Genomic DNA, 13,251 nt, shown 5'->3' with positions numbered 1-13,251 from the left:
CGCAAGGTGGGACCGCGACAGCGCTTACCATGCCCTGCGGATCGTCACCTGCCAGTCCTGCCGTACCGCGTCGATAATCTCGCGCTTGCGATCCGGCCTCAGAGCTTTCGTTTGATGACATCCTGCAGCATCTCGCGGTCCAGCGTCAGATCGGCGACGATCTTCTTCAACCGGCCGTTCTCATCTTCCAGATCGCGCAGCCGTCGCATCTGCGATGGCATCAGCCCCGCGTACTTCTTCTTCCAGTTGAAGTAAGTCGCCTGGCTGATGCCTGCCTTCCGGCAGATCTCCGCCACAGGCGTCCCTTCTTCACCCTGCTTGATAACGAACGCCTTCTGCGCGTCCGTGAACTTCGATGCCTTCATGCCGTAACTCCTCGCCCAGCCAAGGATGTCTACGGCGGAAAACTCTAACTCGAAACGGTCCAAAATTCAGGGGTCACGTCACAGGAACCCGACAAGTTCAATGTCAACGTCAACTGGGTCCAGCCATTGCCGGCTTGGCTCGGGACAGTGTGCCCTTACCGGCACTTCAGATAACGAGTTTTACGCCCTGCCCAACGCTTCAAGAAGCGGCTGCAATCCCGCCCCATATCGGCGCCAGCGCTCAACCGCAGATTTGTAGATTGGCTTGCGCACCTGGGCGACGCTGGCAGTTTTGACCGGACGTTTTGATCGGTGGAACTCAAGACAAGCGTCATCCCAGCCAAGGCCGGAAAATTCGATCAACTCACGTACTGTCGGTTCAGTGTTGTTCACCACATCTTCGTACACAACAGTATGCATAACACCCTCCGGAAGAACCTTGGTCCAATGGTCCATCAGGCCTTCATACCGCATATAATACCGCCCCAGCTCGCCAAGGTCATAGCTGTGCGGCATGTCGTCCTTGAACAATTTGGTGAATGCCGAAAGGCAGTTATCAGCAGAATCCCGCCGCGTATTGATGATCTTGGCTTCTGGATAAAGAAGGTGGATCAGTCCGACAAAGAAGTAATTGGTCAACAATTTATCAGTGATTTTCTTCGCATCGCCTGCCGATTGAGAAATCTTCGACAGATAGGAATCCGCCAGGATCTCAAACTGTCCTTCATTCAGCTCCCCAACGATCTCGGGATAACGCGACAGACCGGGGAAGCGGTCCCGCAGAAGGTGAACGGCATTGCTGAGATATTTGACCTCACCCGCGCCGAAAACATCCGGATGGCTGGAAATTATCTGCTCAACCAGGGTCGAGCCGGAACGGGGCATCCCGACGATAAATATCAATTTATCATTGGATATTCCCTTGAAGGGGCGGTTGGCGAACATCTCTGCGTTGAATGTCTTTTTGATGTTTTCAAGGAACGCAGCGGATTCCTTTTCATCGTAATTGAGAGACGCACGCTTCAGCTTCCCACCCGCAACATAATGTTCCAGCGCCTTTTCATGCTGGCCAACATCGTCCAGCGCCTTTGCGTAGGCATAGTGCAGCGGCAGAACCCTGTCCGCAGTCTGATCTTCAATCGCCTCCATCGTGGCTTCAATGCGGTCAAAAAGTTCCTTTTCTTCCGCAAAATCAACCAGGTCGTTCAGGTTCGCATATGCCGCATAAAGTGTGTCGTTGAGTTCCAGCGCTTTCAAAATCTCTTCGCGCGCCTCATCCATGCGACCAACCGACTTCAAAACGACGCCGTAGAAACTTCTGGCCTCGGCATTATCCGGTTCCAGTTCGATCGATTTTTCAAGCACCTGCAGCGCCTGTTCATATCGATCCAGATCATGCAGCAACTGCCCTAAAACAGTCAGTGCCTCCGCATTTGACGGATCATCATGCAGGACGATCCGACATGCTTTCTCACATGCTTCGTAATTGGCGCGCTTCAACTGGATGCGTGCGGTCAAGACCAGGCTGGCCGCATTGCGCGGATTGATGCGCAGGGCTTCCGCCAACTGGCGCAATGCATCAACATCCTTCCCTTCAAGATGGTGCACAGCCGCCAGATTGTTATAGGCCTCAATGTAACCCGGATTTTGCTGAATCGCTTTCTTCAGCGCGTGTTCGGCCTGATCAATCTTTTTTTGCTCGCGTAGCAAAGTCCCCAGATTGTTATATGCTTCAGGGTAAACTTCACGAAGAGCAATGGCCTGCTGATAGGCAGACAGAGCTTCCTCTTGGTCGCCCTGCATACGCAGCGAATTACCCAGATTGTTATATGCTTCGGGGAATTTCGGGTTGATCTCGAGAGCACTGCGATAGGATGCAACCGCGGCGTCATATTCCTTCCGCTCATACCGAACGATCCCGAGATTGTTGAACGCCTGCGCATTCTTCGGATCGATTTTGACGGCTTCCATCAGAGTTATGAGCGCATCGGGCAGCTTATCGTTCTTACGCAGTATTTCGCCCAGATTGGCATGATAGCTGCCAATTTTCGGCGCGAGTTTGATCGCGCGGCGGATGCTTGCAATACCTTCCTTGGCTTTTCCCTGCGCATTCAACGTTACGCCAAGGATGTTATGCGCATCTGCGTGCGACGGCCGGTGCTGAATGATTTGCCGGCAAACCTTTTCGGCCTGCCCATATTTCCCGCGACCGAAGAGCTCTCCCGCCATCGCAATGGCCTGACCTTCAGTCATATTCAGCGAACCTTGCTGAACTTTTTGAATCATCTGATCTGTAACGGTTTCATTCTTCAGCGACATCTTGCTCTGCTTCCAGCGAAAAAGTTTCGGGTATGTGTAATGCAAAGGGCGAGAGGAAAACCCCCTCGCCCCTGTACTTGGTTCAGCTGATCAGCTGTCGATCACTTGCCGCCCAGCGGGACGAACAGTGTGATACCACCGCTGTGATTATCAACATCTCCGTTGAACTGACCCTGATAGCGAATCCGGAAGCCGACATTGCCGCCAAGCTGCCCGCTGATCGAAGCGCCAACCAGAGCCTGGTCCTTCTTCTCAGTCTGGGAGATGATGGAAAAGTCGCTTGCTGTAACACCATCAAACGCGGCGGCAAAGTCAGCACGGTTATCACCGAACTGGTGACGCCAGCCAAGATCCAGCTGCGGAACAACATCACCGAAGTTGCCGGTCCACTTGACGCCCAGGCGGGTCGCGGCGCGGTTCTGCGTTCCACCAGCAACATCCAGGTTCGCACCGTCAACACCGGTTTCCGTGAAGCTCTTCAGCTTCGCAGCGGTATAATCCAGGCCCAGATAAGGCGTCAGGATGGAGGTGCCCATGGGAAGGTCATAGCCACCTTCTGCAGTGAATGCCCAGATACGCGCATCCGGCGAACCAACCACTGTACCAGCGGTGGTTCCGACGTTCACATCGCGTGAGGAGTCACCGTTCAGATCCGTGAAGCTGGTCACAGCCTTGAGGTAGTAGTTACCCGGGCTGTACACGGCGTAGGCACCAATCTGGAAGCCGTCAGCGTCAACTTCACCGTTATAGTTGGCGAAGTTCAGACCGTTATCGACATAGGCAGCGCCAAGGCCGACCACGATATCCTGCCCAGCGTTAAAGTCACCACCCAGTGCAATGTAATACTGGTTGGCCTTGTAGCTGGATGCTTCGACGTCGCCATCCTTGCTCACATGGCCGTAATTGGCCTGGCCCCAGATACGGCCGCTACCTTCACTACGGCAGGTGTCCCGATCCTCGGCAATGGCTGCGCAAGTACCGGCCTGACCAAGCAGATTGTTGAAACGTCCGCCCAGTGAAGACAGTGACTGCAGATAACCTGCATATTGCGCACCAGTCAGTTGATCCAGTGACGAGATGTAGGTTGAAGCATCCTGAGTGAACAGGTTCCCAACCATCGTCGCGAACCCGCCAGTCAGAGCATTCGAGTAGACGTTTTCAATAGCGCCAGCGACCGATGCCTGGTTGATCGTGAGCCCCGGGATCGCATCGAATGCGACGCGTGACATCGTAAGATCGACATTATCATTGGCGTCATAGGATGCTGCGAAGGTCAGCAACGGCGTGCCGCCGGAAACCACAACATCCGCGAACTGGCCCGTCAACGCGCCAGCATCGATAACGTCTTCAAATGTGTAGCTGTCGGCATACAGGCCGTTGGAACTCGAAGGACGAATTTCCAGCGTCGCATCCGTGACGTCCGCAGTATTCGCGACCACGAAGGGATAGCTGCCCGTACCGGTTGCGTCATTCGGCATCTGGAGCGCAAGGGTAGCGCCTGCCGCAAGATTGAAAGCATCCACATTGACAGCGGCCTGGCCGTCATAGGACGGATTATCGGTAGGCTCATCGATCAGATAAAGCGTACCGCCGCTCATGACATTCAGAGTACCTTCCAGTTCCATGCCCGGATTGATGACGCCGTCAAAGCCGGTTTCGCCACCCGTCAGGTTGATCACATCTGCCGCGGCAATATCGATATCGCCGTAGATGTAACCGTCACCGGACAGATTAATAACCGACATATTCGGCGCCAGACTGGTGTCGATCGCCATGCCATGCGTCCAGCTTGCACCGCCATCCACGCTTTCACGGGCGATGATCGTGCCGCCATCATTGTTCAACGTGAAGGTTTCAGTGCCAGCCGGTACAACCACACCATAGTCGCTCACCAAAACAGCGTTGGCGGTTGAAGTTCCACCTGTCGTCTGGGCCGATGCGCTGATCGTGCCCGAATTGGTCACGGTCAGATTGTTGATACCCGATTCCATGTGGAGGCCGGTTGCGCTGGCGACATCGCCGGTTGCGCCAGAGGCAATCGCGAAGGCTTCCAGCGCTCCGCTGTTATCAACCGTACCGTCGAGCGATTCCTCCACGGTGCCGTTCACGCCCAGATACATGCCCAGTGCTTCGGCAGTGGTGCCGCCGGTTGCAGTGGCAGTGACCGAGAACGCACCCGAGTTGGAAACCGTCAGGCTTACCGGCCCCGTGCAGCTCGCGCCCGAAACACAGATACCGTAACCACCAGCAAATGCATAAGCGGTAGCGGTTGTAGCCGCCACAGCGTTGGCTTCAGCAGCGACCGAGAAGGTGCCGCTATTGGCAAAGCTGTATGCTGGCGCCGTACCGTCAGCCTCTTGCGTTACACCGATTGCAACGGCGCTTGCACTTGCAGCGGTCACGCCATTTGCATTGGCTGTTCCAGCCACGGAGAAGGCCCCCGCATTGCTGAAGCTGACCGCAGCAGATGAAGTTACCGACACCTGCTGTTCCGCGCCCTGCACGAAGACATATGCATCTGCAACATCAGCCGTAGCCGTTGCCGAAGCAGCCAGGTCAAACATGCCATCCGAACTGTTCGAGAACGATACAGAACCGTCAGTGCCGGTCGAGTACTGCTCAACGCCAGTGAATTCTGCAACTGCCTGAGCATATTCATCACCGGTAGCCGTCGCGGCACCAACAATGCTGATGGAACCCGAGTTGCTGAGCGCAACGGTTGACCCATTGGCATACTGATCGATTACCGGCGTGCCCGTAGCATAGGCAGTTGCACTATCATTGGTGCCAGAGGTTCCTGCAACCGCGTGAGCCGTTGCTGAGAAATCGAGCGAGCCAGTGTTGGTCAAATCGACCGTGGCCGTACCATTCGCAGCATAGGCATATTGATAGATGCCGGATTCGATAGTCGCCGTGGCGTTCGCATCCGTACCACCAACGGCGTTGGCCACTGCAGCAACGCTGAGTGCACCGTCATTGGTCAATGCGACCGAAGCATCGCCATCTTGCGAATAAGCGTACTGATACACGCCATCATATGCGTAAGCATAGGCCTCTGCTTCATAGGTAGCTGCATTGGCCGTAGCATCAGCCGAAATGCTGATCACACCGGTCGAAGCATTCGCCAGAGAAACTGAAGCATTACCGCTCGGCGTCGTGCCGGTACTGTAAGCATAGGCATTCTGGCTGATCGCATATTCATTATATGCAGTCGCTTCAGCGCTCGAACCGACGGCAGCTGCATCCACCGCAACAGTCATCGACCCGCTATTGGTCACATCAGCGGTCGCATCGCCACCATAAGAGCGGGCGGACTGATAAATTGCGTCATAGGCGGTGGCATATGCTTCAGCGTAGTTCACACCTTCAGCGTTAGCCGAGGACAGGACATTGTAAGTGCCGGTATTCGACACTGTCGCCATCGCACTGCCACCCTGCTGGGCATAGGCATATTGCGAGATAGCGTATTCATTATACGCCGTCGCTTCAGCCGAACTGCCGCCTGAAATGGCATTTGCATTGGATGCAACATCCAGGCTGCCATCATTGGTAACGCTGACAGAGGCATCACCACCTTCAGCGCGGACATATTGCCCGATAGCTTCGTAATTGGTGACATATGCATCAGCATAGGATGTTGTGGCACTGGCCGAGGCATTGGCCGTGACACTGATCACACCAGTAGAAGCATTGGTCAGCGAAGCCGAGGCATTGCCGCCGAGAACCGTGCCTGAGTCATATGCATAGGCCGTCTGGCTGAAGGCATATTCATTATACACGGTCGCTTCTGCGCTGGCGCCATTTGCTACGCCATCTGCGGAGATATTGTAGGTGCCGCTATTCGTTACAGAAACGGAAGCGTCGCCCCCGCCAATGGCGTAGGCATATTGATTGGCAGCCTCATAGTTGGAGACATAGGCATCAGCGTAATTAGCCGCAGATGCAGTGGCCACCGCGGTAACATTCACAGTCGCCGTGTTCGTGATCGAAGCCGAGGCATTGCCGCCCAGATAGGCGTATGCATCCTGCTCGATAGCATACTCATTATATGCCGTTGCATCGGCAGAGCTGCCCATCGACACAGCCAGAGCATTGGCCGTGATGTCCAGCGCGCCGTCATTGGTGACACTGACAGTGGCATTGCCACCACCCGCATTCGCATCCTGGTCGATCGCGTTATAGTTGGAAACATATGCATCAGCAAAGGATGTGGTCGCATTGGCCGCACCATCCGCCGTGATGCTGATCACACCGGTTGAAGCATTGGTCAGCGAAATCGTGGCATCACCGCTCAGCACCGTGCCTGAATTGTTGGCATCGGCATCCTGCTCGATGGCATATTCATTGTAGGCGGTAGCTTCAGCAGAGGCACCATTGGCAACAGCATCTGCCGAGACAATAAAGCTGCCCGTATTGGTTACATCTGCCGTGGCATTGCCACCGCCATCGTAGGAATCCACATCCTGATCGATCGCATTGTATGCACTGACATAGGCGTCAGCATAGGCAGCCGCGGTAGCCGTGGCCGCTGCGGTGACATTGATCGTAGCCGAGTTTGCAATCGAAGCAGACGCATCCGCACCAAAATAGGCGCGAGCAGACTGCTCGAATGCATATTCATTGTAAGCCGTTGCGTCCGCAGAGCTGCCCGTGGACACAGCAAGTGCATTGGCCGTGATGTCAAAGCTGCCATCATTCGTAATGCTAACCGATGCATCGCCACCTTCGGCCCGCGCATATTGATACACCGCTTCGTAAGCCGTCGCATAAGCATCTGCGAAAGATGCCGTCGCATTGGCCGCAGCATCTGCCGAAAGGCTAATGACGCCAGTCGACGCGTTGGTGAGCGATGCAGACGCGCTGCCACCCAGCGTTGTACCGGAATCATAGGCATAAACGTTCTGCGTAAAGCCATATTCAACGCTTGCCTCGGCATCCGCATCGGCGCCATTCGCCGCCGCATCTGCAGAAATCGTGATGGTCCCGGTATTGGTCACATCAGCCGTGGCATCGCCGCCTTCATAGGTGCGGACATATTGATAGACAGCCGTGCTGGCCTCTGCATCCGCCTCTGCATCAGCAGCGCCGGTCGCTTGCGCCAGGCCAGTGAAATTATAGGTCGCGCTGTTGGTGAGCGATGCCGAGGCACTGCCACCCTCATAGCCATATGCATTCTGCGAGATGCCGTAGGAAACTTCAGCCGATGCTTCAGCCGAACTGCCGGTTGACATAGCAATGGCACTTGCCGTGACATCCAGCGCACCTTCATTGGTTACGCTGGCCGATGCGTCACCATTATATGCACGCGCATACTGATAGATGGCATCATAGTTGGAGGCATAGGCATCAGCATAAGATGCCGTCGCATTGGCGACAGCATCTGCCGTAACGCTGATCACGCCGGTCGAGGCATTGGTCACCGAAACGGCAGCGTTACCGCCCGGCATCGTGCCCGAAGCGCCAGCATAAGCGTTTTGCGAAATTGCATAATCCGCGTAGACCGTCGCTTCGGCCGAGGCACCGTTGGCAGTCGCATCAGCCGCGACATTGATCGTGCCGGTATTGGCCACATCCGCTGTCGCATCACCGCCCGCCGTAGTGTAAACATCCTGATAGATGGCTTCATAGGCAGAGGCGTAAGCATCAGCATAGGCAGCCGCCGTAGCCACGGCGTTCGCCGTGACATTGTAGGTAGCCGAGTTGGTGAACGACGCTGAAGCACCCCCACCCAGATAGCCATCAGCTTCCTGCTCGATGCCGTAATCGACATAGGCTGTTGCATCAGCAGAGCTACCGGTGGACACACCCAGGGCATTGGCCGCGACGTTCAGCGCACCATCATTCGTCAGGCTGGCAGATGCATCGCCACCATCCGCGCGGGCATATTGATAAATCGCATCTTCTACGGTTGCATAGGCGTCCGCAAAGGATGCCGTTGCATTGGCCGATGCATCAGCAGTGAAGTCCAGAACGCCGGTCGAAGAATTGACCAGCGACACAGCAGCATTTCCGCTGAGGACGGTGCCGGAGTCAAACGCGCTAGCCTCCTGCGAAATGCCGCCATCAACAGATGCATAGGCATCTGCACTCGCGCCAGCAGCAGTGACATCGGCAGCGATGGTCAATGTGGCATTATTCGTGAGAACAGCCGAGGCATCACTCGCACCACCATAGGCGTAAACATATTGGTTGACGGCATCAGAAACTGTAGCCTCAGCATCCGCATATCCCGTTGCCGTGGCCGAAGCGGCAGCCGTCAGATCAATCGCACCATCATTGGTTACAGAAGCAGAGGCGGTCCCACCCTGAACATCCGCGGTCACATATTGATAAATTGCAGATTCATTCTGAGCGTCGGCCTCAGCACTGGTGCCCGATGCATGCGCAGTTGCAGTAACGGCAATCGCACCGGTGGACGCATTTGTCAGCTCAGCACTGGCCGCAGAACCACCATAGGCCCCCTGAGACAGGGCGCTGTCTACAGACGCATAGGCATCTGCCGAGCCACCTGTATTCACAGCATCAGCAATGGCAGACAATGTGATTGAAGAGGTGTTTGACAGGCTGACCGTGGCAGCACCAGTCGAAGCGCTGGCCGACTGGTATACCCCGTCATTTATATAAGCGTCAGCATCAACATCGATACCCGTGGTCGTTGCCGTACCCGCCGCATTTGCAGTTGCAGTTATGGCCAACGCACCGTCATTGACGATGTTTGCCGCCGCATCTGCACCCTGCGCGTATTGAGCAATACCATCCCCAATTGACGCGTAAGCATCAGCCGTGCTGCCCGCAGCGTCAGCGAGCGCCGAAATGACGATACCGGATGAAGCAGGGTTGTTGAGCGTAGCGCTGGCCATCGTGCCCGCATTGGCCGACTGATAGATGCCTGTACCAACATAAGCATCGGCATCAGCGCCATCAGACGCAACGGCCGTGGCCGTCGCCGTGACAGCCAGGCTGCCATTATTGTCGAATACCGGGGTCGCACTCGCAGCACCAATGCCGACCTGAAGGAAACCGGTCTGAATATCGGCATCTGCAGTCGCAGCGCCAGCAGCATTGCTTGCCTCCGCAAGAGCCTGAACCGTCACAGAACCGTCATTGGTCAAAACGATATTGGCGTCACCCAGCCCCGTGCCCACTCCTGTGGCGGAGGCAGATTGGGTGACCTGACCAGTTGCAACGTTATTGACGTTTGCAGCTGCCGTTGCACCCGTATCATCCACACCGAAAGTGAAATCATCGCCGATCTGACTGATTGTCAGTGTCGAGTTGACGTCTGCCTGAGTGGTTGTCTGACCAATGCCAGCCTGAGTTCCGCCCAGAGCTGGCGATGCCGCGGCAATCGCCATGGCAGACACACCGATGGCAAGAGCACGATTCGACCTGATAATCATTCCAAAACCCCCGTAAAATACAGCCCAATTTCACAGTTGGGCAGCAAAACCATTCCGAACTTATTGTAATAGGCAGCTTAAATTATCATTACGCAGATGGCTGCCGTAACCGCCACCCACTCAATTGTCTACCGTCGTAGTTGAAAAACTTTCCCCTCAGACTGCTAGGCTGTGTTGACAAAAGGGATTCCCAAACCTGCGCGGTTCTGATTCAAGACTGCTTTTGGGGAGCAGTCATGGGTCGCGGGGATTTATCCGATGCGGAGTGGGAACTGATCGGGCCGCCGCTGCCGTCTGAGCGTAGTCGCTGGGCGCGGCCAGCGGGCGATAACCGTCGCTTCCTCAATGGCATGCCCCACGTGCTGCGGGTCGGCTGTCCCTGGCGCGACATGCACGAGCGATACGGTAAGTGGAACTCGGTCTATGTCCGGTTCCGACGATGGGCCGAGCAGGGCGTCTGGGATGCGCTGCTGCAAATGCTGGTTGATCTTGGTCTGACCGACGACTGGCAGCACATGATCGACAGCACCAGTGTTCGCGGCCACGTCTCGGCAGCGGGCGAAAAAGGGGGGCTTGTGCGAACGCTCTTGGTCGATCACGCGGCGGCTTTACGAGCAAAATCCACGCCCGCTGTGACAATCAGGGACTGCCTCTCGGCTTCATCCTGACCGGCGGTGAGGCCTCCGATTACACCGCAGCCGAGCCGCTGATGGAGATCCCGGTCGCCACGCCCAAGGCGCTGCTGGCAGACAAGGGTTATGACGGGAATCGCTTCCGTGAAAGCCTACTGATCCGGGGCATACTGCCGATCATCCCACCCCGCTCGAACCGCAAGGTGCCAGAGCATCCCGATTATCGCCGATACCGGGATCGCAACCGCGTCGAGCGCATGTTCGGCAAACTAAAAAACTCGGGGCTATTCACGTCAGATCTTAAATGGGGGCATTTTAGGGGGTTCTGGAAACAAATAGCTATGGAAAAATATTTCTAAAACAATACTATAGCTAGGGGATATGAATCCCTCCGTCTCCGCCAACTAGCTCTTCCGAGAACATCCATATAAACCCATGAAACGGCGCATTTGCGCAGTTTTAGGCGTTATTGTGCGTCCATATTGTTCATGGTATGTTCTTATAGTTCCCTGCGCATATGTGGGGAATTCTGTGGGAAGAAAGGTTTGGCGGAGGCATGGGTAATCTAACCGCTCTCAAGATCAAGAATATCAAGGATCCCGGTCGCTACTCTGACGGAGACGGCTTGATTCTCGTGATGGGCAAAACCGGAAAAGGCAGTTGGATCTTGCGCGTGCAGCACGACGGCAAACGACGTGATATTGGCCTCGGCTCGCTTTCCACCCTTTCATTGGCCGAAGCGCGGGAGGCCGCCACAATCTACCGCAAGCAAGCACATTCTGGTCTGGACCCTGTGGCAGAGCGCAAGAAGGAGCGTCGGGTTATTCCAAGCTTCGAAACGGCCGCCAGACAAGTGCATGACGAGCACAAGACCACATGGAAGAACGGCAAGCATCAGGCGCAATGGATTTCGACGCTTGAGACATACGCGTTTCCGGTCCTCGGCGACTTGCTCGTTTCGGATATCGAAGGTCCGGTCATCCAGGAAGTCCTGGCTCCAATCTGGCTGACCAAGCCGGAAACCGCCCGACGGGTTCGACAGCGTATTACCTCGGTCCTTGATTGGGCATATGCCAAGGGTTTCCGTGCCAATGAGGCACCTGCCCGGTCATTGGCGCGCGGCTTGCCTCGGCAGCCGAAGAAGGATGGCCACTTTGCAGCTATGCCGTTTCAGGATGTGCCTGCCTTCCTGGCGAAGGTTCGTGATCGCCTGTCGGTAGGTCGGCTGGCAGTCGAGCTTGCGGTGCTGACGGCATGCCGGTCCGGCGAGGTGCGCGGGGCACGCTGGTCGGAAATAGATATCAAGAAGAAGCTCTGGACCATTCCGGCAGAGCGGATGAAGGCCGGAAAGGAGCACATCGTACCTTTGAGCGTACAGGCTCTCGATGTCTTGGACCGGGCAAAGCTCTACAAGTGTCAGGTGAGCGATCTCGTGTTTCCGGGGCAAAGGCCAAAAATTCCTCTGTCGGACATGACGTTGTTGAAAGTGCTGCGTGACATGAACCTTGAATACACGGTTCATGGCTTCAGATCGTCGTTCAGGGATTGGGTGGCGGAAAGAACCAATGTGCAAGGCGCAGTTGCGGAAGCAGCCTTGGCCCATACCGTCGCCAACAGGGTTGAAGCTGCTTATCGGCGCACGAATTACCTCGACAAGCGCAAGCCGCTGATGGCTCAGTGGGGGAGCTTCTGTAACCGCTCGTCGGCCTGACGGTCAGAACGGACTGAGACTTGATTCGATCGATCGAGATCTGGGTCCTGCATCCACCGCGTGTCGAATCCGCCCGCTCCAGGGCTGGTTGTCAGGCGCGGGCGCGCCAATCGTCTACATAGTCGCAAAGTTCGATGAGGCCGCGCATCGTAACGAGCCGGTCGATCGGCTTGCCGCCAATGTCGAGATTGTCAGCTTCGAGCCAGCGGCGTGCGGCATCGTCGTCGCTGCCAAACAGGGCATCGAGCCTATCGAACAGGCACAACAGGAGCTGACCCGCCTCGAAAGCATCTGATCTTGGATCGAGCCTCGTCTGGCCGTGCCGCAAGCGCGATACGGTAGCGGGCGACAAGCCGAGAATCTCGCCGAGCCTGCTGTCGCTCCACTGCCAGAGATCGGCAATGCGCCCAACGGCAGCGGTCAGAACCGCATAACGTTCGGAAGTTGCCGTTGGTGATTCCACCATCACACCACTCATTCGCGTGCACGAATTATCGTGCTGTCGTTCAATGTCGATAATATCCCATCCATCGACTCGTTGAAGCTACACAGATCGAAAAACCGTGGCACGGATCCGCGAGCCTGGCCAGTGGCCATCCTCCTGCCGACACCGAATTCCAGTCCGGCTTTGTCGCGAACATTCCTGAACCAGGTCAGCTGATCCCTGCAACTCGCAGCCCTGCCGGCCGTGTTGGCAGCGTCTCCTCCGTGCGATTGCGGTGCAATCGCCGGGGCGCTGCCTGCCCGCACCACCCGGCGTCTGCGGGTTCCCCTTGGGTCCGTGACCCTGCGGTGCAGGTCTCCCATGCCCTGCTTCTGACCGG

4 protein-coding genes and 2 pseudogenes are annotated in these 13,251 nt (G+C 56.1%); 2 read left to right on the top strand and 4 right to left on the bottom strand.

Going from position 1 to position 13,251, the window contains the following annotated elements; translation table 11 throughout:
• Nucleotides 1-30: 30 nt before the first annotated feature.
• The 3 genes and pseudogenes from A7A77_RS16845 to A7A77_RS16835 form a co-directional block, all read right to left on the bottom strand.
• A pseudogene (locus A7A77_RS16845) lies at nt 31-365 on the bottom strand (transposase); the annotation flags it as partial.
• Between the two features lie 180 nt (nt 366-545).
• Entirely contained in the window at nt 546-2,684 is a 2,139-nt protein-coding gene (locus tag A7A77_RS16840; protein ID WP_066561085.1) for a tetratricopeptide repeat-containing sulfotransferase family protein, read from the bottom strand.
• A gap of 101 nt (nt 2,685-2,785) precedes the next feature.
• Nucleotides 2,786-10,084: an autotransporter outer membrane beta-barrel domain-containing protein gene (locus A7A77_RS16835; protein WP_047819503.1), complete on the bottom strand. Its 7,299-nt coding sequence runs from the start codon at nt 10,082-10,084 to the stop codon at nt 2,786-2,788.
• A 236-nt stretch (nt 10,085-10,320) separates the two neighbouring features.
• On the opposite strand from A7A77_RS16835, the pseudogene A7A77_RS18620 reads away from it, so the two are divergent.
• Both A7A77_RS18620 and A7A77_RS16820 read left to right on the top strand, forming a co-directional pair.
• Nucleotides 10,321-10,991: pseudogene (locus A7A77_RS18620) on the top strand (IS5 family transposase); the annotation flags it as partial.
• Between the two features lie 281 nt (nt 10,992-11,272).
• Nucleotides 11,273-12,427: a tyrosine-type recombinase/integrase gene (locus tag A7A77_RS16820; RefSeq protein WP_066561081.1), complete on the top strand. Its 1,155-nt coding sequence runs from the start codon at nt 11,273-11,275 to the stop codon at nt 12,425-12,427.
• Nucleotides 12,428-12,518: 91 nt separating this feature from the next.
• Here the strand turns inward: A7A77_RS16820 and A7A77_RS16815 are convergent, their stop codons facing one another.
• A complete protein-coding gene (locus tag A7A77_RS16815) occupies nt 12,519-12,893 on the bottom strand; it encodes an MbcA/ParS/Xre antitoxin family protein (RefSeq protein ID WP_066561079.1) in 375 nt (124 codons plus the stop codon).
• Nucleotides 12,894-13,251: the final 358 nt, after the last annotated feature.

The organism is Croceicoccus bisphenolivorans, assembly GCF_001634625.1.
In the GTDB taxonomy this organism is placed as follows: Bacteria; Pseudomonadota; Alphaproteobacteria; order Sphingomonadales; family Sphingomonadaceae; genus Croceicoccus; species Croceicoccus bisphenolivorans.
The sequence above is the reverse complement of the archived record's forward strand: the minus strand, read 5'-3'. Positions and strand labels throughout refer to the sequence as shown.

What these genes read in the sequence shown, in the direction of transcription:
- A7A77_RS16840 (WP_066561085.1), bottom strand. Translation starts at nt 2,684, where the DNA reads ATGTCGCTGAAGAATGAAACCGTTACAGATCAGATGATTCAAAAAGTT.
- A7A77_RS16835 (WP_047819503.1), bottom strand. Translation starts at nt 10,084, where the DNA reads ATGATTATCAGGTCGAATCGTGCTCTTGCCATCGGTGTGTCTGCCATG.
- A7A77_RS16820 (WP_066561081.1), top strand. Translation starts at nt 11,273, where the DNA reads ATGGGTAATCTAACCGCTCTCAAGATCAAGAATATCAAGGATCCCGGT.
- A7A77_RS16815 (WP_066561079.1), bottom strand. Translation starts at nt 12,893, where the DNA reads ATGGTGGAATCACCAACGGCAACTTCCGAACGTTATGCGGTTCTGACC.